General features: G+C 69.2%; 16 protein-coding genes, 4 tRNA genes and 1 pseudogene. 9 read left to right on the forward strand and 12 right to left on the reverse strand.

Translation table 11 applies throughout. From position 1 onward, the window contains the following. The first annotated feature begins 28 nt into the window (after positions 1-28). Positions 29-928: a phosphoribosylaminoimidazolesuccinocarboxamide synthase gene (locus ACGFSA_RS19545; RefSeq protein ID WP_393305773.1), complete on the forward strand. Its 900-nt coding sequence runs from the start codon at positions 29-31 to the stop codon at positions 926-928. A gap of 43 nt (positions 929-971) precedes the next feature. Here the strand turns inward: ACGFSA_RS19545 and ACGFSA_RS19550 are convergent. The 7 genes and pseudogenes from ACGFSA_RS19550 to ACGFSA_RS19580 all read right to left on the reverse strand — a co-directional run bounded on the left by ACGFSA_RS19550 (position 972) and on the right by ACGFSA_RS19580 (position 4637). Continuing rightward, a tRNA-Gly gene (locus tag ACGFSA_RS19550) sits at positions 972-1047 on the reverse strand. A 22-nt stretch (positions 1048-1069) separates the two neighbouring features. Then, positions 1070-1579: pseudogene (locus tag ACGFSA_RS19555) on the reverse strand (DNA-binding response regulator); the annotation flags it as partial. A 362-nt stretch (positions 1580-1941) separates the two neighbouring features. After that, positions 1942-2742 carry an ABC transporter permease gene (locus ACGFSA_RS19560; RefSeq protein WP_393305775.1) on the reverse strand — a complete coding sequence of 267 codons (801 nt, stop codon included), beginning with the start codon at positions 2740-2742 and terminating at the stop codon, positions 1942-1944. Further along, on the reverse strand, positions 2742-3779 hold the full coding sequence (locus ACGFSA_RS19565; protein ID WP_393305777.1) for an ABC transporter ATP-binding protein: 1038 nt from the start codon (positions 3777-3779) through the stop codon (positions 2742-2744). Before ACGFSA_RS19565 ends, ACGFSA_RS19560 begins: the two co-directional genes overlap by 1 nt. A gap of 154 nt (positions 3780-3933) precedes the next feature. Beyond that, a tRNA-Gly gene (locus tag ACGFSA_RS19570) sits at positions 3934-4006 on the reverse strand. 98 nt (positions 4007-4104) lie between these two features. Further along, a tRNA-Gly gene (locus ACGFSA_RS19575) sits at positions 4105-4176 on the reverse strand. A 125-nt stretch (positions 4177-4301) separates the two neighbouring features. Next, positions 4302-4637, reverse strand: a complete 336-nt coding sequence (locus tag ACGFSA_RS19580) for an Lsr2 family protein (RefSeq protein WP_393305779.1) — start codon at positions 4635-4637, stop codon at positions 4302-4304. A gap of 383 nt (positions 4638-5020) precedes the next feature. Between ACGFSA_RS19580 and purS the strand changes: the two genes are divergently transcribed. The 6 genes from purS (at position 5021) to purM (ending at position 12260) form a co-directional block, all read left to right on the forward strand. Next, positions 5021-5281, forward strand: a complete 261-nt coding sequence (gene purS, locus ACGFSA_RS19585) for a phosphoribosylformylglycinamidine synthase subunit PurS (RefSeq protein ID WP_037695153.1) — start codon at positions 5021-5023, stop codon at positions 5279-5281. Beyond that, the gene (gene purQ / locus ACGFSA_RS19590; protein ID WP_358858228.1) at positions 5278-5958 is read left to right on the forward strand and encodes a phosphoribosylformylglycinamidine synthase subunit PurQ; all 681 of its coding nucleotides are present in this window, start codon (positions 5278-5280) and stop codon (positions 5956-5958) included. The genes purS and purQ overlap by 4 nt, the downstream gene beginning before the upstream one ends. Next, positions 5955-8204: a phosphoribosylformylglycinamidine synthase subunit PurL gene (gene purL, locus ACGFSA_RS19595; RefSeq protein WP_393305782.1), complete on the forward strand. Its 2250-nt coding sequence runs from the start codon at positions 5955-5957 to the stop codon at positions 8202-8204. The genes purQ and purL overlap by 4 nt, the downstream gene beginning before the upstream one ends. A gap of 88 nt (positions 8205-8292) precedes the next feature. After that, positions 8293-9093: a sterol carrier family protein gene (locus ACGFSA_RS19600; RefSeq protein WP_393305784.1), complete on the forward strand. Its 801-nt coding sequence runs from the start codon at positions 8293-8295 to the stop codon at positions 9091-9093. Positions 9094-9599: 506 nt separating this feature from the next. Further along, the gene (gene purF, locus ACGFSA_RS19605) at positions 9600-11126 is read left to right on the forward strand and encodes an amidophosphoribosyltransferase (RefSeq protein WP_393305786.1); all 1527 of its coding nucleotides are present in this window, start codon (positions 9600-9602) and stop codon (positions 11124-11126) included. A 60-nt stretch (positions 11127-11186) separates the two neighbouring features. Further along, a complete protein-coding gene (gene purM / locus ACGFSA_RS19610) occupies positions 11187-12260 on the forward strand; it encodes a phosphoribosylformylglycinamidine cyclo-ligase (protein ID WP_393305788.1) in 1074 nt (357 codons plus the stop codon). A 318-nt stretch (positions 12261-12578) separates the two neighbouring features. On the opposite strand, the gene ACGFSA_RS19615 is transcribed toward purM, so the two are convergent. Continuing rightward, the gene (locus ACGFSA_RS19615; RefSeq protein ID WP_030979949.1) at positions 12579-12836 is read right to left on the reverse strand and encodes a DUF3073 domain-containing protein; all 258 of its coding nucleotides are present in this window, start codon (positions 12834-12836) and stop codon (positions 12579-12581) included. Positions 12837-13163: 327 nt separating this feature from the next. After that, positions 13164-14246 carry a Leu/Phe/Val dehydrogenase gene (locus ACGFSA_RS19620; protein ID WP_393305791.1) on the reverse strand — a complete coding sequence of 361 codons (1083 nt, stop codon included), beginning with the start codon at positions 14244-14246 and terminating at the stop codon, positions 13164-13166. 176 nt (positions 14247-14422) lie between these two features. On the opposite strand from ACGFSA_RS19620, the gene ACGFSA_RS19625 reads away from it, so the two are divergent. Then, the gene (locus ACGFSA_RS19625) at positions 14423-15268 is read left to right on the forward strand and encodes a hypothetical protein (RefSeq protein ID WP_393305793.1); all 846 of its coding nucleotides are present in this window, start codon (positions 14423-14425) and stop codon (positions 15266-15268) included. A 548-nt stretch (positions 15269-15816) separates the two neighbouring features. After that, positions 15817-16023 carry a developmental transcriptional regulator BldC gene (gene bldC / locus ACGFSA_RS19630; RefSeq protein ID WP_003949541.1) on the forward strand — a complete coding sequence of 69 codons (207 nt, stop codon included), beginning with the start codon at positions 15817-15819 and terminating at the stop codon, positions 16021-16023. Between the two features lie 455 nt (positions 16024-16478). Here bldC and ACGFSA_RS19635 read toward each other — a convergent pair whose 3' ends face one another. The 3 genes from ACGFSA_RS19635 to hrpA form a co-directional block, all read right to left on the reverse strand. Further along, complete coding sequence (locus ACGFSA_RS19635) at positions 16479-16772, reverse strand: DUF6274 family protein (protein WP_393305795.1); 294 nt, start codon at positions 16770-16772, stop codon at positions 16479-16481. A gap of 139 nt (positions 16773-16911) precedes the next feature. Next, positions 16912-16986: transfer RNA gene (locus tag ACGFSA_RS19640), tRNA-Asp, on the reverse strand. A 172-nt stretch (positions 16987-17158) separates the two neighbouring features. Then, positions 17159-21091: an ATP-dependent RNA helicase HrpA gene (gene hrpA, locus ACGFSA_RS19645; RefSeq protein ID WP_393305797.1), complete on the reverse strand. Its 3933-nt coding sequence runs from the start codon at positions 21089-21091 to the stop codon at positions 17159-17161. Between the last annotated feature and the right edge of the window lie 44 nt (positions 21092-21135).

The following is a 21135-nucleotide window of genomic DNA, read 5'->3' on the forward strand; positions in this document are numbered from 1 at the left end:
CTCCTGGATCAACCTACGCGGAGGCAGCGTGTCCGGATTTGTAGAAAAGCCCGAGCCGGTGGTGGTCCCCGGACTCACCCACCTCCACACCGGCAAGGTGCGCGAGCTGTACCGGAACGAGGCGGGCGACCTCGTCATGGTCGCCAGCGACCGTATGTCCGCGTACGACTGGGTCCTGCCCACCGAGATCCCCGACAAGGGCCGCGTCCTCACCCAGCTCTCGCTGTGGTGGTTCGACCAGCTGTCCGACCTCGTCCCGAACCACGTCCTGTCCACGGAGCTCCCCGCCGGAGCCCCCGCCGACTGGGCCGGGCGGACGCTGATCTGCACGTCGCTGCGGATGGTCCCCGTCGAGTGCGTCGCCCGCGGCTATCTCACCGGCTCGGGCCTCGTCGAGTACAACGAGTCCCGTACGGTCTGCGGACTCGCCCTCCCCGAGGGGCTCGTCGACGGATCCGAACTCCCGGCACCGATCTTCACCCCCGCCACCAAGGCGGCCGTCGGTGACCACGACGAGAACGTGTCGTACGAGGAAGTGGCCCGCGAGGTCGGTGCGGAGACCGCGGCCCTGCTGCGCCGCACCACCCTCGACGTCTACGCCCGGGCCCGCGACATCGCCCGCGAGCGCGGCATCATCCTCGCCGACACCAAGTTCGAGTTCGGCTTCGACGGTGAGGACCTGATCATCGCGGACGAGGTGCTGACCCCGGACTCGTCCCGCTTCTGGCCGGCCGCCGCCTGGGAGCCGGGCAAGGCGCAGCCCTCGTACGACAAGCAGTTCGTGCGTGACTGGCTGACCTCACCGGCCTCCGGCTGGGACCGGAAGAGCGAGCAGCCGCCCCCGGCACTGCCGCAGGAGATCGTCGACGCGACCCGGGCGAAGTACCTGGAGGCGTACGAGCTCCTCACCGGCCACACCTGGCAGTAGGACATGAAGAAGGCCCCGGTCACAGGACCGGGGCCTTCTTGTGTGGAGCGAACGACGAGGTTCGAACTCGCGACCTCAACCTTGGCAAGGTTGCGCTCTACCAGCTGAGCTACGTTCGCATGCGCCGAAGCGCGATGCCTACTATACCCATCCGCGCTCCCGCGCGAGACGCGCCGCGGCATGACGGTTCTCCGCGCCGAGCTTCGAAGCGGCCGCGGAGAGGTAATTCCGTACGGTTCCCTGCGACAGCGACGCCCGCTCCGCGATCTCCGCGACCGGTGCCCCGTCCGCTGCCAGTTCCAGCACCTCGGCCTCGCGCACCGTCAGCGGCGAGTCCCCGGCGGAGATCGCGTCGGCAGCCAACTCCGGGTCCACATAACGGTTTCCGGCGTGGACGGTACGGATGATGCCGGCCAGCTGCCGGGCGCTGACCGTCTTCGGGACGAACGCCCGCACGCCCGCCGCGAGCGCCCGTTTCAGATGTCCGGGGCGGCCATGGCTCGTCACGATCATGGTCCGGCAGCCGGGCAGTTCGGCCCGTAGCGATGTGGCCACACTCACACCGTCCGCACCCGGCATCTCCAGATCGAGGACCGCGACATCGGGGCGGTGGGCGCGCGCCATGGCGAGCGCCTCCGGACCGGTCGCCGCCCCCGTCCACCCCGGCCAGCGTCGCCAACAGCCCCAGGCTCACCAGCAGCAGCACCAGGGGCGTCAGCTGCCGCCGCCGGGGGAAGACGGCGGCGCCGAGGTAGTGCGTGTACGACAGCTCCACGTTGCGGTTGCTCAGCAGGCACTGCACAAGACTCACGAGCAGCAGTGCCACGCCCAGCGCGATCGGCAGCGGCGCATGGCGGATGTCCGACTTGAAGGGGGCCAGTTGCCACGACAGGGTGAAGAGCCAGGGGATCACCGAGACGGTCAGCCGCGAGTACAGATCGATCCGCTCCAGCTTGCTGCGCTTCTGCCAGCTGCGGCGCCAGCCCCGTACGAGCACCACGGTATGTCCCCCCTCAGCGTCGTGGTTCCCAGCGGAACCGACGTTGCACAGCAAACACGGCGAACGCGGTCCAGGCCAGCCCCGTCAGAGCGGCCATGAGCAGGTCGGATCCCTCGGCCCCGCCCAGCCAGCCCGTCCGTACGAGCGTCATCACCCCGGTCACCGGCAGCAGTTCGCACACGGACGCCATCGGGCCGGGCATGATCTCCAGCGGCACGAAGAGCCCCGAGCCCATCATCGAGACGAAGAACAGCGGGAGGGTGGTGAGCTGCGACGTCTGCACGGTGCGGGTCACCACGGAGGTGGCCGCGGCCAGTGCCGCCAGCAGCACCACGCCCAGCAGCAGGCCCGCCAGGAGCAGTTCGGGCCGCCGCGGCGCGGCGAGGCCGAAGAAGGCCGTTCCCGCCACCACGATCACCGCGGCCTGCGCCAGTGCCAGCGCGACCGACGGCAGGGCGGTCCCGATGAGGATCTCCCGGTCGGTGACCTCGCCGGTACGCAGCCGCTTCAGGACGAGGTCCTCGCGCCGCGCCACATAGGCCGATACCAGGTTCATATAGACGGCCTGGATCAGCACGATGCCGATGCCGCCGGTGAGCGCCGCCGCGGCGACGGACAGGCCGGTCCCGTCGAGAACGGACTGCTTGAGCGTCGACTTCATCGCCAGGACCATGGCGGCGGGCATCAGCAGCGCGACGAATATCGCCGTCCGGTTGCGGGCGAGCAGGGCGACTTCGGCGCGCCCGAGTGCGGTCAGTCGGCCCCGGAGCGTCGTGCTGGTCGCCGCGGCCGTGCCGGTCGTCGTGGCCGTCATCACGCAGCCACCTTTTCGGACTCCGACGCGCTCTGCGCGATATCGAGAAACGCCTCTTCGAGCGAGGCCGACCGGGCATCGAGGCCGAGCAGCCGGACGTCCGACGCCCTCGCCCAGGTCAGCAGTTCGTCCAGGGACTCCTGCAACCGGTCGGTACGGATCTCGATCCGGTGTCCCTCGGCGGCGGCCCGCAGCCCCAGCGGAAGCCGGGCCGCTGGTACCCCCTCCGGCAGCTCGAACCGGATGCGGGCGGGGCGGGCGGCCGTCACCTCGGCGGTGGTGCCCGCCGTCACGATCTGTCCCCGGTGCATGATCGCCAGCCGGTCGGCGAGCGTCTCGGCCTCCTCCAGGTAATGCGTGGTGAGCAGCACGGTGGTGCCGCCGTCGCGCAGCTCCCGGACCAACTCCCAGGTGTTGCGCCGTCCCTCGGCGTCGAGTCCGGTGGTCGGCTCGTCCAGGAACAGCACCTCGGGCCGGCCGAGCAGGGCCAGCGCCAGGTCGAGACGGCGTCGCTCGCCGCCGGAGAGCTGTTTGACCCGTACGCGGGCCCGGCGGGTGAGCCCGACCAGGTCCAGGGCCTCACCGGTCGGCCGGGCGCCGCTGGTGCAGCCCGCCCACATCCGTACGGTCTCGGTGACGGTCAGCTCGGACGGGAAGCCGCCCTCCTGGAGCATCACCCCGATCCGCGGCCGGACGGCGGCGCGCTCGCGGTACGGGTCGTGGCCGAGCACCCGCACCGTGCCGCCGTCGGGGCGGGCCAGTCCCTCCAGCAGTTCGACGATGGAGGTCTTTCCGGCGCCGTTCGTACCGAGCAGGGCGAAGAGTTCGCCGCGCGTCACCGAGAAGGAGACACCGGTCACGGCCTCGAAGCCGCCGGCGTAGCGCCGCCGCACACCGCTCGCCTCGATCACGGGGTCGATCACGGAGCCGGTGGCCGAAACGGTCGCGGCGTCCGGCGTGAAACCGGTCCCGGGTTCGTCTGTGATGTCCGCCACGGCGCCGCTCGCACGGTCGCTGGGAATGTCGTCGCTGGTCATGCCTACAGATTTCCGCCGGATCGTCGCGGCGGGCAGTGCGAGCTGTCACCACTGCTCATGACAAACGTCATGAGCATGAGGCAAGGAGCGCGGACGGGAATACGACGAAGGCCCTGGTCGATATCGACCAGGGCCTTCGAACAAACCGATCAAGAGCGGACGACGAGATTCGAACTCGCGACCCTCACCTTGGCAAGGTGATGCTCTACCAACTGAGCCACGTCCGCATTGCTGCCGCTCACTGTACTCCTCGAGAGGAGGTCCATCGGGCGGTGCGAACACCACTCTACCCGATCCACCGGAGTGGTTGTTAAGAGCGATGCAGAGCGGGTGACAGGAATTGCACACTGCGCCTTCCCCCTGGAAGGGGGATGTTCTGCTACTGAACTACACCCGCACGCTGCGTGAGGCCCGGCTTTTCGGCCTTGCCCCTCGGCGTGCTCCAGACTCTAGCCGACCTGATGGGGTGTCGCGCAAGTCGGCGCTGCGGGGTGTCGCCGTGGCGTCCGTGCCGGGTGTCGTTCAACTGGCCTCGCGGAACGCCTCGTAGACCTTCTTGGGGATCCGGCCGCGGGCCGGCACCTCCATCCGGTGCGAGCGGGCCCAGGCGCGCACGGCCGCCGGGGCGGGCTCCAGTGAGGTGTGCCGGTACGAGGCGGGAGCCCTGCCGCGCTTGCCGGCATTTGTCTGCTTGCGGCCGGCCGCCATGTACGGCGCGAGGACCTTGCGCAGTTTCTTTGCATTGGACGGATTCAGGTCGATCTCGTACGACTTCCCGTCCAGGGCGAAGGTGACCGTTTCCGCCGCTGCTCCCCCGTCGATGTCGTCGGAGAGGGTGACCACTACGCGCTGAGCCACGGATATCGGTCCTTTCCTACGGCATCGGCGCGTCTGACATGCGCTGATGCCCGGCCTTCCGGCTGCTGGGCGGATACGGGTCGACCGGTGTCGACTGTTTAGGGGCAATCCTGCTTTCCCCGGTAATCATTTGTACAGCGACAGGCACCGCATTGTGAAGCCCAGCCAATTGCCTCCGCGTGTCCGCCTTCTATGTATGTGCCGTGAGGATTTCTCTTCGCGGGACTTTTCCTGCCTGTTGTCACGCCCGATATCTCCACGTGATCAAGCCCGTTTGATATCTACCCGCGTAGAATTTCTGGCCAGGTAGGCTGAGGGGACCTGCGGGGGTCTGGGGAGCCCCCCGGAGAAACAGCCGCACCACACCACCACCGGGAGTGCCAGTGGCACGCGTCGTAGTCGACGTCATGCTCAAGCCGGAGATCCTCGACCCGCAGGGACAGGCGGTGCAGCGTGCACTGCCCCGTCTCGGTTTCGAGGGAATCGCGGACGTACGTCAGGGAAAGCGTTTCGAACTGGAGGTCGAGGGGCCGGTCGATGATGCCGCCCTCGGTCGCATTCACGAGATGGCCGAGACGTTCCTCGCCAACACCGTCATCGAGGACTTCACCGTGAAGGTGGAGAAGGCCGAGGAGTCGAAGTGACTGCTCGTATCGGAGTCGTCACCTTTCCGGGCACGCTCGACGACCAGGACAGCCTGAGGGCCGTACGGGTCGCGGGCGCCGAACCCGTGTCGCTGTGGCACCGCGACAAGGACCTGCACCAGGTCGACGCGGTCATCCTGGCGGGCGGCTTCTCCTACGGCGACTATCTGCGGGCCGGGGCCATCTCCCGGTTCTCGCCGGTCATGGAGACCGTCATCGAGCAGGCCAGGGCGGGGATGCCGGTCCTCGGCATCTGCAACGGCTTCCAGATCCTGACCGAGGCGCACCTGCTGCCCGGCGCGATGCTGCGCAACAACCACCTGCACTTCATCTGCCGCGACCAGAAGCTCCGCGTCGAGAACGCGGAGACCGCTTGGACCTCGGACTACTCCGCGGGCCAGGAGATCTCCGTACCGCTCAAGAACATGGACGGGCGTTACGTCGCCGATGAGCGCGTCCTCGACGAGCTGGAGGCGGAGGGCCGCGTCGCCTTCCGCTACCTGGACGTGAACCCCAACGGCTCGCTCCGCGACATCGCCGGCATCACCAACGCCGCGGGCAATGTCGTCGGTCTGATGCCGCACCCGGAGCACGCCGTCGAGCCGCTGATCGGAACCGGTCGCACCGACGGTCTCGGTTTCTTCACCTCGATCATCAAGAAGCTGGTCAACGCATGAGCCTGGATACGGTCAAGCACGCGGCCGAGACCCCGGACGTCGAGCAGCCCTGGAAGGAGCTCGGCCTCAAGGAGGACGAGTACGCCCGGATCCGCGAGATCCTGGGCCGCCGTCCCACCGGCGCCGAGCTCGCCATGTACTCCGTGATGTGGTCCGAGCACTGCTCGTACAAGAGCAGCAAGGTCCACCTCAAGCAGTTCGGCGAGAAGGTCCCCGCCAACGACGCGATGCTCGTCGGCATCGGCGAGAACGCCGGTGTGGTCGACGTCGGTCAGGGTTACGCGGTCACCTTCAAGGTCGAGTCGCACAACCACCCCTCGTACATCGAGCCCTACCAGGGCGCGGCCACCGGCGTCGGCGGCATCGTCCGCGACATCCTCGCCATGGGTGCCCGTCCGGTCGCGGTCGTCGACCCGCTGCGGTTCGGAGCGGCCGACCACCCCGACACCAAGCGGGTCCTCCCGGGTGTCGTCGCGGGTATCGGCGGGTACGGCAACTGCCTGGGGCTGCCCAACATCGGCGGCGAGGTCGTCTTCGACGCCTGCTACCAGGGCAACCCGCTCGTCAACGCCGGCTGCATCGGCGTGATGAAGCACGAGGACATCCACCTGGCCCAGGCCTCCGGCCCCGGCAACAAGGTGATCCTGTACGGCGCCCGCACCGGCGGCGACGGCATCGGCGGCGTCTCGGTCCTGGCCTCGGAGACCTTCGAGTCGACCGGTCCGGCGAAGCGCCCGGCCGTCCAGGTCGGCGACCCGTTCCAGGAGAAGCTCCTCATCGAGTGCACCCTGGAGATCTTCGGCGAGAAGCTCGTCGCGGGCATCCAGGACCTCGGCGGCGCGGGTCTCTCCTGCGCCACCTCGGAGCTGGCCTCCGCCGGTTCCGGCGGTATGCGCGTCGAGCTGGACACCGTTCCGCTGCGCGACTCCTCCCTCTCGCCCGAGGAAATCCTCATGAGCGAGTCGCAGGAGCGCATGTGCGCGATCGTCGAGCCGCAGCACGTGGACCGCTTCCTGGAGATCTGCGAGAAGTGGGACGTCATCGCCACCGTCATCGGTGAGGTGACCGAGGGCTCGCAGCTGGAGATCTTCTGGCACGGCGAGCAGATCGTCGACGTGCCGCCGCGGTCCGTCGCCCACGAGGGCCCGACGTACCACCGCCCGTTCGCCCGCCCGTCCTGGCAGGACGCGCTGCAGGCCGACGACGCGAACAAGCTCGCCCGCCCGGCGAACGCCGCCGAGCTGCGCGAGCAGGTGCTGAAGCTGGTCGCCTCCCCGAACCAGGCCTCGAAGGCGTGGATCACGGACCAGTACGACCGGTTCGTGCAGGGCAACACCGTGCTCGCGATGCCCGAGGACGCCGGCATGGTCCGGATCGACGAGAAGTCGAACCTGGGCGTGGCCATGGCGACCGACGGCAACGGCCGGTACGCGAAGCTCGACCCGTACACGGGTGCGCAGCTCGCTCTGGCGGAGGCGTACCGCAATGTCGCCACCTCCGGCGCCAAGCCGCTCGCCATCTCGGACTGCCTGAACTTCGGTTCGCCCGAGGACCCGGACGTCATGTGGCAGTTCGCCGAGGCCACCCGCGGTCTCGCGGACGGCTGCCTGGAGCTCGGCACCCCGGTCACCGGCGGCAATGTGTCGCTGTACAACCAGACGGGTGAGACGGCGATCCACCCGACGCCGGTCGTGGCCGTGCTCGGCGTGATCGACGACGTGACGCGACGTACGCCGGTCGCCTTCAAGGAAGAGGGCCAGCTCCTCTACCTGCTCGGCGACACGCGTGAGGAGTTCGGCGGCTCGGCCTGGTCCGAGGTCGTCCACAACCACCTCGGCGGGCTGCCGCCCAAGGTCGACCTGGGCCGCGAGAAGCTGCTCGGCGAGATCCTGATCTCGGCGTCCCGCGACGGCATGGTCGACGCGGCGCACGACCTCTCCGACGGCGGCCTGATCCAGGCGGTCACCGAGTCCTGCCTCCGCGGCGGGAAGGGTGCCCGGCTGGTCGTGCCGGACGGTCTGGACGCGTTCACGTTCCTCTTCTCCGAGTCTGCGGGCCGCGCGGTCGTCTCGATTCCGCGCAGCGAGGAGCTCCGCTTCAACGACATGTGCGGGGCGCGGGGTCTGCCCGTCACCCGGATCGGTGTCGTGGACGGCGAGGAGATCGAGGTCCAGGGCGAGTTCAGCATCCCGCTGAGCGAGCTCCGCACGGCCCACGAGGCGACGATCCCCGGTCTGCTCGCCTGAGCCGGACGCGCTGTTCCACCGCGTGACGTCTGAGCCCCCGCCCGCCGGGCGGGGGCTTCGTCGTGGGACACCCCGTAGGCTCGCTCCCATGCCGCCGTCCCAGAAGCGCGCCCGCCGCTACGACCTCGCCCGGACCCGCACCGCCGTACAGGCGCAGTTCGCCCATGTCCGGTCAGCGGTCGGCACGCTGACGCCCGATCAGCTCGCCCTGCCGACCCGGCTCGGGGAGTGGACGGTGCGGGAGCTGGCCGCTCATCTGACCATGGCGGTGTCGAACGTCTGCCGGAACCTGGAGCTGCCCGAGCCGCCCGGGGACAAGCCCGAGGTCTCCCTGCTGGAGTGGCCGTTCTCGACCGCGGGGCGGACCGGCCGGATCGCCGACGACACCAGGGCGCTCGCCGCGGACCGCCCCGACCTCGACGCGTTGTACGCGGAGGTCGCCGACCGGTTCGACGCGGTGGTGCCGGGCATGGGTGAGGACCGGCTGCTGCCGACCCGGGTCGGTGTGATGCGGCTGGGCGACGTCCTCGTCACCCGCACCGTCGAACTCGTCGTGCACACGGACGACCTGAGCGCGGCGACCGGGCTCGACATCCCGTACGACCGGCAGGCGCTCGCCGCCTGCACCCGGTTGCTCGCCGACGCCCTCGCGGAGAAGGCGCCCGGCGGCTCGGTGGAGGTGCGCGTTCCGCCGTTCGCCGTCGTCCAGTGCGTCCCGGGCCCGAAGCACACGCGTGGTACGCCGCCCAACGTCGTCGAGACCGATCCGCTGACCTGGATCCGGCTCGCGACCGGGCGTACGCAGTGGCGGGCGGCGCTCGATGCGGCAGCAGTCAGTGCCGGCGGCGAGCGGGCCGATCTCGGCGACCTGCTGCCGCTGCTCCGCTGAGAGGAACCGGATCGGCCCTGAGTACCGTCACATGGCCATGTTCGGACAACGTATGCCTGTCAGCGTCGGCGTCCTGGCCCTCGGCGCACCCCGCGCGCTGCGCACCAGCGGCCCGCGCGCAGCGGACCCGACGGTGACACCGCCGGTGCGAAGAAGCCGCATACCGGCCTCGGCGGCTCGCGCCCGGTGTGAGGCTCGCCACGAAACGAGCGTTCGGCCAGCGCCCCCGGCGTCCGGTCGGCGGACTCACCGAGCGCCACCACCGGGCCCGGCACCCCCGGGGACACCCCCTGGCTTGAACTAGCCGGTAACGCGCCGGTAGGCCGGGCGTCAGCCGCCCTGTGGCGGATCCTGACCCGCCTCCGCCCCCCGCCGACAGCCGAATTTCGTCACTGCCCGTGACCGCGCACATGGTCCCCGGAACGGCGCTTCGGGCCTCTTCCCCGGTGCTCCGACGGGGTATCCCCAATTCGGACCAGTGGTCGATCTCGCCTACACTCGGTGGTGTGCCTCGTGGTGATGGACGACTCAACCACGACCTGCTCCCCGGAGAAAAGGGCCCCCAGGACGCTTGCGGCGTCTTCGGTGTCTGGGCTCCGGGCGAAGAGGTCGCCAAGCTCACCTATTTCGGACTGTATGCCCTGCAGCACCGTGGACAGGAGTCCGCGGGCATCGCAGTGAGCAACGGGTCCCAGATCCTGGTCTTCAAGGACATGGGACTGGTCTCGCAGGTCTTCGACGAAACGTCTCTGGGATCTCTCCAGGGCCATATCGCGGTCGGTCATGCCCGCTACTCCACCACCGGTGCCTCGGTGTGGGAGAACGCGCAGCCGACGTTCCGTGCGACCGCGCACGGCTCGATCGCCCTGGGTCACAACGGCAATCTGGTCAATACGGCCCAGCTCGCCGAGATGGTTGCCGACCTTCCCCGCAAGGACGGCCGCGCCACCCAGGTCGCCGCGACGAACGACACCGATCTGGTGACCGCTCTGCTCGCCGGCCAGACCGACGACGACGGCAAGCCGCTCACCATCGAGGAGGCCGCCGCCGCGGTGCTTCCCCAGGTGAAGGGCGCCTTCTCGCTCGTCTTCATGGATGAGCACACCCTCTACGCAGCCCGTGACCCGCAGGGCATCCGCCCGCTGGTCCTCGGCCGGCTGGAGCGTGGCTGGGTGGTGGCCTCCGAGTCCGCCGCCCTCGACATCTGCGGTGCCAGCTTCGTCCGCGAGATCGAGCCGGGCGAACTCGTCGCCATCGACGAGAACGGCCTGCGCACCTCGCGCTTCGCGGAAGCGAAGCCCAAGGGCTGCGTCTTCGAGTACGTCTATCTGGCCCGCCCCGACACCGACATCGCCGGGCGCAACGTATACCTCTCCCGCGTGGAGATGGGCCGCAGGCTGGCCGCCGAGGCCCCGGTCGAGGCCGATCTGGTCATAGCGACTCCGGAGTCCGGCACGCCCGCCGCCATCGGCTACGCGGAAGCAAGCGGCATCCCGTTCGGCGCCGGTCTGGTCAAGAACGCGTACGTCGGCCGGACCTTCATCCAGCCCTCCCAGACCATTCGCCAGCTGGGCATCCGCCTCAAGCTGAACCCGCTCAAGGAAGTCATCAAGGGCAAGCGCCTGGTGGTCGTCGACGACTCGATCGTCCGCGGCAACACCCAGCGCGCACTGGTCCGGATGCTCCGCGAGGCCGGTGCCGCCGAGATCCACATCCGGATCTCGTCCCCGCCGGTGAAGTGGCCCTGCTTCTTCGGCATCGACTTCGCGACCCGCGCGGAGCTGATCGCCAACGGCATGACGGTCGACGAGATCTCCACGTCGATGGGGGCCGACTCGCTCGCGTACATCTCGCTCGACGCGATGGTCGAGGCGACCACGATCGCCAAGCCGAACCTGTGCCGCGCCTGCTTCGACGGTGAGTACCCGATGGAGCTCCCGGACCCGGAGCTGCTCGGCAAGCAGCTGCTGGAGACCGAGCTGGCGGCAGGCCCTGCGGCGACCGCCGCGGCCGACGCACTGCGTCGTCCGTGACCGGCCACGCACACCAGCCCTGCCACCAGCCCCGTATTTCCACACGAAAGATCCCAGGCAATGTCTGAGACAACAGGTGCTTCCTACGCGGCAGCGGGCGTCGACATCGAGGCCGGCGACCGTGCCGTCGAGCTGATGAAGGAGTGGGTGAAGAAGACGCAGCGCGCAGAGGTCGCGGGCCTTGGCGGCCTGGGCGGATTCGCCGGCCTCTTCGACGCCTCGGCCCTCAAGCGCTACGAGCGTCCGCTGCTCGCCTCCGCCACCGACGGCGTCGGCACGAAGGTCGACCTCGCCCGCAAGATGGGCGTGTACGACACCATCGGCCACGACCTCGTCGGCATGGTCGTCGACGACCTGGTCGTCTGCGGCGCCGAGCCGCTCTTCATGACCGACTACATCTGCGTCGGCAAAGTGCACCCCGAGCGTGTCGCGTCCATCGTGAAGGGCATCGCCGAAGGCTGCGTGCTGGCCGGCTGCGCCCTGATCGGCGGCGAGACCGCCGAACACCCGGGCCTCCTCGGCCCCGACGACTTCGATGTCGCGGGCGCCGGTACGGGCGTGGTCGAGGCCGACCGGCTGCTCGGCCCGGACCGTATCCGTAAGGGTGACGCGGTCATCGCGATGGCGTCGTCCGGACTTCACTCCAACGGGTACTCGCTCGTCCGCCACGTCTTCTTCGACCGGGCCGGCTGGGCGCTGGACCGCGACGTCGAGGAGTTCGGCCGCACGCTCGGCGAGGAGCTCCTGGAACCCACCAGGATCTACTCGCTGGACTGCCTGGCGCTGACCCGTACGACCGAGGTGCACGGCTTCAGCCACGTCACCGGTGGCGGTCTCGCCAACAACCTGGCCCGGGTCGTCCCGGACGCCCTGCACGCCACCGTCGACCGCTCCACGTGGACGCCCGGCGCGGTCTTCGACCTGGTCGGCAAGGCCGGTCAGGTCGAGCAGCTGGAGCTGGAGAAGACGCTCAACATGGGCGTCGGCATGATCGCGATCGTCCCGGCGGAATCCGTGGATGCCGCTCTGACGACGCTGGCCGACCGCGGGGTCGACTCCTGGGTGGCCGGCGAGATCACGGACCGCGGTACGCACGGCTCGGGTGCCGAGCTGGTCGGCGCGTACGCGCGCTAGTGCCGTGACCGGCAGTGTTTGCTCCATGAGGAGCGTCGTCCGGTGCGTGGGGTCGCAAGGCGGCCGGAAGTCCTTGTAGCGGAGGAGCTACCAGGGCTTCCGGCCGACGCGGCGAGCGGGCGTGCCGGACGGTGCGACGGGGCGGAGCCTGCCGGGAGAGGCACTGGGACACGCGGCGGGGGCAGGGCACACCGGTACCGTCCGGCGACCGTCCTGCCCTTGGTCGCCGGGCAGGATCAAGCTGCCGATCGGCCCCGAAAAGCGCAACACAGAACCCGGTCCGGGCAGGCCCGGACCGGGTTCTGTGTCAGCGCGAGGTCAAGCGCCGCGGCGCTGTGATGACGGACCGGACTGGTCGTCCTCGTCCTCATCGTCGTCATCGTTGTACAGATCCGCGTACTGTGCGTACGGGTCATCTTCCTCGTCGTCGTCCTCGAACGGCTCTGCGTTCGGTGGTTGACTCGAAGGCGATGCGCCCAGCTCATTGGCCAGACGCGACAGGTCAGTCCCGCCGCTGCTGTACTTCAGCTGGCGGGCGACCTTTGTCTGCTTGGCCTTTGCCCGGCCGCGCCCCATGGCTCGACCCCCTCGGTGACGGGGCTCGACGGCCCCAGAGTCTTGACACGCGTTCATGTTTCAGGACGGACTCTCGGCAGAGAGACCGTGCCCGTAGGGCTTTAACGGTACCTGCTTCCGTGGCCATACGGTACGCCGCCCGCATCACACGCCCCGGAACAGGACCAACGGGAAGCCCCGTCCTCGCTGGTCAACTGCGATTTTAACCTCTTCTCGGCATGCGACCCGCCGACCGGCGTGAGTCTTGTCTCGCCGGTCGGCGGGTCAGCGGTCCGAGGGACGGCCGCGACGCCTGGTGAGGATCCCGCGACCGTCGGTGACGAGCGGTCAGGCGCGCCGCGCGTCGGCCATCCGCTGCTCGGCGATCCGGTCGGCCGCAGCGGCCGGCGGAATGCCGTCTTCCTTCGCACGTGCGAATATCGCCAGCGTGGTGTCGAAGATTTTCGACGCCTTCGCCTTACACCGGTCGAAGTCGAAGCCGCGCAGCTCGTCGGCGACCTGGATGACGCCGCCCGCGTTCACCACGTAGTCGGGGGCGTACAGGATCGAACGGTCCGCGAGGTCCTTCTCGACGCCCGGGTGCGCCAGCTGGTTGTTGGCCGCGCCGCACACCACCTTGGCCGTGAGCACCGGGACGGTCTCGTCGTTCAGCGCACCGCCGAGCGCGCACGGGGCGTAGATGTCGAGACCTTCGGTACGGATCAGCGCGGCGGTGTCCGCGGCGACGGTGACCTCGGGGTGGAGATCGGTGATCCGGCGTACCGATTCCTCCCGGACGTCCGTGACCACGACCTCGGCGCCGTCCGACAGCAGATGTTCGACGAGGTGGTGGCCGACCTTGCCGACGCCCGCGACCGCCACTTTTCGGCCACGCAGCGTCGGGTCGCCCCAGAGGTGCTGGGCCGAGGCCCGCATGCCCTGGAAGACGCCGAACGCGGTGAGGACGGAGGAGTCGCCGGCGCCGCCGTTCTCCGGGGAGCGGCCGGTGGTCCACCGGCACTCGCGGGCGACGACGTCCATGTCGGCGACGTACGTGCCGACGTCGCAGGCGGTCACGTAGCGCCCGCCGAGCGAGGCCACGGCCCGGCCGTAGGCCAGCAGCAGTTCCTCGGTCTTGATCTTCTCGGGGTCGCCGATGATGACGGCCTTGCCGCCGCCGTGGTCGAGACCGGCCATGGCGTTCTTGTACGACATGCCGCGCGCCAGGTTCAGCGCATCCGCGACGGCCGCCTCCTCGGAGGCGTACGGATAGAAGCGGGTGCCGCCGAGGGCCGGGCCCAGAGCGGTGGAGTGGATGGCGATGACGGCCTTGAGGCCGCTGGCACGGTCCTGGCAGAGCACGACTTGCTCGTGTCCCCCCTGATCCGAGTGGAACAGGGTGTGCAGGACGCCGTCGGTCACATCGGTCACGGTGGTGACTCCCAAGTACGAAGCGGCGGAAGACCCTCCTGAAGGTGGGGAGGGCCCCGGACCGACCGGCGCGGACGGTCCGACTGGGCATGAGCGTAAGTCCTACGCGGGCGTAGATCTGTTCCAGTGCCAAGGATCACCCCCCGGCGGAGTACGGGCGTGACACGATCTGAGGCATGTCGGTGGTGTCTTCGGTGCTTGTCCCTTACGCGTCCTACCTCCGGGTGTACGAACCGCTGGCCGCCTTCCCGGAGCCGGAGCGGGCCCACTGGGCCCGCTACGCGGGGCGCGACCGCATCCCCACGGCGCAGGACGAACTCCGGCGTTCGCTGGCCGACTTGGCGGCCACCCCGCCGGTCGGGGTGCCGGTGCACGAGAGCGGGGACGCGTTCGTCGCCGAGGTGGACGGCGTGGTGTGTGTCTGTCCGTGGCGGACCCGGCTGCGCGGCTGGCTGGCGCTGGAGGAGCTGGCGGAGATGTTCCCGGCCCCGGTGCTCGACGTGGTGCTGCCGCCGGTGGTGCGCGGGCAGGCTCTCGCGGACCACGAGCGGTGGGCGGAGCGCAATCCGGACGCCCGGCCGTGGATCCGGACCGCGGTGTGGCAGGTGCCGGTGCGCTGGTTCGTCCTCTTCTCGGACGAGGAGCGGGAGCACACGGAGGCGGCCGACGACGGGGGAGCGCCGGTGCTGCGCTACCGGACCCCGATGGTGCAGGCGCGCCGCCGGCTGGCCAGGTCGCTGAGGACGCTGAGGGAGACCGTTGACGAGGGGCCGCTGACCGAGGGCCTGGTGGACGTCGGCCGGTGGCTGGAGGAGTTCCATCCGCGCGCGCTGGTCGAGCTCGACTACGGCGGACTGGTGCACACGCTGTCGGCCGAGCAGCTCGCCGGGGACCGGTCGGCCGCGGATGTCTCCGAGGGCATCGCGGCGCTGCGGGCCGGTGACACCGAAGGGGCGAGTGCGGCGTACGGGCGGCTGGCGGAGCGCTGGCGGGCGGTGAGAGACCGTCAGTTCGCCAGCTGAGTCCGGCGGTGCGGGGCCGGGAACCGGGTTCCTCTTTGGGGCTCGTCCGTGTGACTCATGAGGGCGGTGAGGGCAAAGTGGCGGGAGCATACTCCTGCGGTCTTAGGACCTACGTCCCGAACCGGGCCTATGCCTCAAGGGTGACGGATAGCACTAACTGGGCCCTTGCGCCCTTCCCCACTCCTCGTGCCAAAATAGGACAAGGAGTCCGGGGAGGACTCCATCCGTCCAAGTAGGGGCGGATTGCTCTGCATTGCACGCTATGGGGGGTCTGATGGCTCCTGATCGCTCTGTGACTGATCGTCACAGTGGTGTGACTGTCCGCTATGGCATGGTCCATCGGCTTCCGTCGCTGATGAACACCTGGGAGGGCAATTCCATCGGTTTGGCCGACGCGGCTGGACGGATGGTGTAGTTGTAGTGCCGAGGACAAGCCGTTCGTCCTATAACCGACTCGGCCCGCGTCCGCCATTTCGGGCAACGCGGGTCAAGGTGCAGAATTTAGAGGAAAGAACCGAGATGGTTCGGTTCTCCCGAGGAGGCCGCTCATGACCGCTCGCACCCCTGATGCCGAGCCGCTGCTGACCCCGGCTGAGGTTGCCACGATGTTCCGCGTGGACCCGAAGACGGTCACCCGTTGGGCCAAGGCAGGCAAGCTCACGTCCATCCGCACGCTCGGTGGACATCGCCGGTACCGCGAGGCAGAGGTCCGCGCACTGCTTGCGGGTATTCCGCAGCAGCGCAGCGAGGCCTGACACACCCCTGTCGCCGCGTCACAACCGGGCTGCCCGGGTCCCCCAACCCGCGTCCGCCCACCCATAGCTCCACACGACGGGCGCCCGCCCCAACGGGCGCCATACCTGTGCAATACGGGGTATGTCGTTCGATCGCGCTGGACTCCGCCGGGTCCAGCGCGATCTTTTTTGTGCCCGCGGGCCGGGGCTCCGGCTTCGCGTGGAGTGCCGTGCGGGCGCATCCGACCCGGACGGGCGGGCCCCCCGGGGGGTCGCCCGGGGCCCGTGGGCTGCCCCTGGGCCTCCCCGCGGAAGCGCCTTCCAGGGGGTGCAATTGCACATATTAAATTCGCCAGTTGTAGGAAGGGTGTAAAGTCACCCTTTCTCAAAACTCATTCAGTGACACCCGTCACATGGCCCGAGTCTTGCCAAGGCCGAGCCTGCCACTGCCGGGAGGCGGACGTCCTCGCCATTGGTCACGTGGCGGCAGGACTTTCGTCCTCGGTCCGGTCGGCGCGGTTCTGTCCTTCGGGGGCGGCCAGGGGGGCGGCGAGCGCCGTAGCCTCCTGAACGGCCGCTGGAGCCCTGCCGGATGACGCGAGCGGTTCGGGGGGCGGGGCGGGCCGGGAGGCCGTCACGGGCTCCATGGCGAGCCCCAGGAGCAGGTGACAGATCGGGCAGTGCCGGGTGAGATGCCGGTAGCCGGAAGCGGCCGCCAGATGGGCGCGCAGCAGCGCCCGGGTCTCGTGCCTCGCCGTGGACGCCGCCATCCGCGCCACCTCCCGGTGGACCGCGCCGCCCCGCGCCGAGGAACTGGGGCGGCCCCTGCTGTCTGAGTACCCATCGGCAGTTGCCGGAGTCAAGACACGCGAAAGCCCGGATCCAGAGGGATCCGGGCTTTCGTTACTGCGGTCCTGACGGGATTTGAACCCGCGGCCTCCACCTTGACAGGGTGGCGAGCACTCCAAACTGCTCCACAGGACCAGGTTTTCGCGGCTTCCTTGCGGCTGCCTGCGAAACCAGACTGTACAGGAGATTGGCGGCTCCAGTCGACTTCACTCCTGGTGGTGGCTCCCTCACGGTCTCCCCCACGACAGGGAGTGGGCTCCCGACGCCCTGCCGCGGGGAGACCGTGACACCCCCGAGGGGCGCCCGGTCACGGGGCCGCGGCGTCGATCGCCTTCACGATCCGCTTGTCCGAGACGGGGTACGCGGTGCCCAGGGCGTGCGCGAAATAGCTCACCCGGAGCTCCTCGATCATCCAGCGGATGTCCAGGACCTCCTGCGGAACGGGCCTGCCCTGCGGCATCTGCTCGAGCAGCCAGGCGTACTCGTCCTGCATCTCGTGGACCTTCTCCATGCGCGTGGTGTCGCGCTGGACAGCCGTCGGCATCTGCTGGAGCCGGCGGTCCGCGGCGACCAGGTAGCGCATCAGGTCGGGGAGCCTGCGCAGCCCGGTCCTCGTGACGAAGCCAGGCGGTACGAGGGCGGCGAGCTGGTTCCGTACATCGGTGACGTTGTTGACCAGGACCAGGCTGTTGGTGGCCTTCAGGCGTCGCTCGCAGGACTGCCAGGCAGCCAGCACCTGCTGCACCTGGGCGACCGTGTGCTCGGTCAGCGCGACGAGATCGGCGCGGACCTTGTCGTACAGCTTCCGGAACGACTCCTCGTCCCAGGCCGGCCCGCCGTGGGCGCCGATCAGCCGGTCCGCGGCAGCGGTCGCGCAGTCCTCGAACAGCGCCTGGATGGAGCCGTGCGGATTGCGGGACAGGGCGAGCTTCTGCTGGTTCGTCAGCTTGTCCGAGACGAACTTCGCCGGGTTCACCGGGATGTTCAGCAGGATCAGCTTCCGGGTGCCGCGCCACATCGCCTGCTGCTGCTCGGCCTCGGTGTCGAAGAGCCGTACGGCCACGGTGCCCGCCGCGGCTCCCTCCTGCTCCACGAGCGCCGGGTAGGCCTTGACCGGCTGGCCGGCCCGCCGGGTCTCGAAGACCCGGTTCAGCGTGCCGATCGTCCAGTCCGTGAGCCCCGAACGCTCGATGGACTCGCCCGAGGGCCCCGCGGTGGCCGCAGCGGCCTTGGAGAGGGCCTGACGGGCCTTGGGGCGCAGCTGGAGCTTCAGCGCCTCCAGGTCCTTGTCCTCGGCCACCCTGCGGCGCCGCTCGTCGACGATCCGGAACGTGATCTTGAGGTGGTCCGGGATCCGGGAGAGATCGAAGTCGTCGGCGGAGACCGGGACCCCGACCATCTGCTGGAGCTCACGCGCGAGGGTGACCGGCAACGGCTCCTGCAGCGGCACCGCCCGGTCCAGGAACCGGCCCGCGTAGTTCGGCGCGGGGACGTAGTGCCGGCGGATCGGCTTGGGCAGGGAGCGGATCAGCTCGGTGACCACGTCCTCGCGCAGGCCGGGGATCTGCCAGTCGAAGCCGTCGGCGGTGACCTGGTTGAGCACCTGGAGCGGGATGTGGACGGTCACACCGTCCGCGTCCGCGCCGGGCTCGAACTGGTACGTCACCTTGAACTTGAGCTTCCCCTGCCGCCAGGAGTCCGGGTAGTCGTCCTTGGTGACGGCCCCGGCCTTCTCGTTGATGAGCATCGAGCGCTGGAAGTCGAGCGCGTCCGGCTCGTCGCGGCGCTTGTGCTTCCACCAGGAGTCGAAGTGCGCGCCGGAGACGACGTGCTCCGGGATGCGCTGGTCGTAGAAGTCGAAGAGCGTCTCGTCGTCCACGAGGATGTCGCGGCGCCGCGCCCGGTGCTCCAACTCCTCGACCTCGCCGAGAAGTTTGCGGTTGTCATGGAAGAACTGGTGGTGCGTCCGCCAGTCGCCCTCGACCAGTGCGTTCCGGATGAAGAGATCGCGGGACGTCTCGGCGTCGATCCGGCCGAAATTGATCTTGCGCTGGGCGACGATCGGTACGCCGTACAGCGTGACCCGCTCGTACGCCATCACCGCCGCCTGGTCCTTCTCCCAGTGCGGCTCGCTGTAGGTGCGCTTCAGCAGATGCTGGGCCAGCGGTTCGATCCACTCCGGCTCGACCCTGGCGTTGACCCGCGCCCACAGCCGGGACGTCTCGACCAGCTCGGCCGACATCACGAACCGCGGCTGCTTCTTGAAGAGTGCCGACCCGGGGAAGATCGCGAATTTGGCGCTGCGCGCGCCCAGGTACTCGTTCTTCTCGGTGTCCTTCAGCCCGATGTGCGACAGCAGCCCGGCCAGCAGCGAGGTGTGTACCGCCTGCTCCGGCGCATCCTCCTCGTTCGGGTGGATGCCCATCTGCTTGGCGACCGTACGCAGCTGCGCATAGATGTCCTGCCATTCGCGGATGCGCAGGAAGTTCAGATACTCCTGCTTGCACATCCGGCGGAAGCTGGACGAGCCGCGCTCCTTCTGCTGCTCGCGGATGTACCGCCACAGATTCAGGAACGCCAGGAAGTCCGACGTCTCGTCCTTGAAGCGGGCGTGCTGCTGATCGGCCTGCGCCTGCTTGTCCGAGGGCCGCTCGCGCGGGTCCTGGATGGAGAGCGCGGCGGCGATCACCATGACCTCGCGCGTGCAGCCGTTGCGGTCGGCCTCGATGACCATGCGGGCGAGGCGCGGGTCGACGGGCAGCTGCGAGAGCTTCCGCCCCAGCTGCGTCAGCCGTTTCTTCGGATCCTTCTCGTCCGGGTCGAGTGCGCCGAGCTCCTGGAGCAGCTGCACACCGTCACGGATGTTGCGGTGGTCCGGCGGGTCGATGAAGGGGAACTTCTCGATGTCGCCGAGGCCGGCCGCGGTCATCTGGAGGATGACGGACGCCAGGTTCGTACGGAGGATCTCCGCGTCCGTGAACTCCGGGCGGGTCAGGAAGTCGTCCTCGGAGTACAGCCGGATGCAGATGCCGTCCGAGGTACGGCCGCAGCGCCCCTTGCGCTGGTTGGCGCTGGCCTGCGAGATCCGTTCGATCGGCAGCCGCTGGACCTTGGTGCGGTGGCTGTAGCGGGAGATCCGGGCGTTGCCCGGGTCGATCACGTACTTGATGCCGGGGACGGTCAGCGAGGTCTCGGCGACGTTCGTCGCCAGAACGATCCTGCGGCCGGCGTGGCGCTGGAACACCCGGTGCTGCTCGGCGTGCGACAGGCGCGCGTAGAGAGGGAGCACCTCGGTGTGGCGGAGGTTCTTCTTGTTCAGGGCGTCCGCGGCGTCGCGGATCTCGCGCTCGCCGGAGAGGAAGACCAGGACATCGCCGGGGCCCTCCGCCTGGAGCTCGTCGACGGCGTCGCAGATCGCGGTGATCTGGTCGCGGTCGGAGTCGTCCGTGTCTTCTTCCAACAGGGGCCGGTAGCGCACCTCGACCGGGTACGTACGCCCGCTGACCTCGACGATCGGCGCATCACCGAAGTGCCGGGCGAAGCGCTCCGGGTCGATGGTCGCCGAGGTGATGACGATCTTCAGGTCGGGGCGCTTGGGCAGCAGCCGGGCCAGATAGCCCAGCAGGAAGTCGATGTTCAGCGACCGCTCGTGGGCCTCGTCGATGATGATCGTGTCGTACGCGAGCAGCTCGCGGTCCGTCTGGATCTCGGCCAGCAGGATGCCGTCCGTCATCAGCTTCAGATACGTCGCGTCCGGGTTCACCTGGTCGGTGAAGCGGACCTTCCAGCCGACCGCCTCGCCGAGCGGGGTCTTCAGCTCGTCGGCGACGCGCTCGGCGACCGTACGGGCCGCGATCCGGCGCGGCTGGGTGTGCCCGATCATGCCCCGGAGGCCGCGCCCGAGCTCCATGCAGATCTTCGGGATCTGCGTGGTCTTGCCGGAGCCGGTCTCACCGGCGACGATCACGACCTGGTGGTCGCGTATCGCCTCCAGGATCTCGTCCTTCTTCTGGCTGACCGGAAGTTCTTCCGGGTACGAGAGCGCGGGCATCCGTTCGGCGCGCCCCGCGAGCCGCTCGGCTGCCTTCCCGGCCTGGGTGGCGATCTCGTCCAGCACGGCCTGCCGGGCCTCGGGCTTATGGATCCGGCGCGCCCCTTCGAGGCGGCGGCCGAGCCGGTGCGCGTCGCGGAGCGAGACGTGTCCGAGCTGGGACTGGAGATCGGCAAAGGAAGTAGACATACGGGTCCCAGGATCGCACCCGGGCCCGAGGAACGGCGAACCTA

It is taken from the genome of Streptomyces sp. NPDC048496 (genome assembly GCF_043200055.1).
GTDB lineage: Bacteria > Actinomycetota > Actinomycetes > Streptomycetales > Streptomycetaceae > Streptomyces.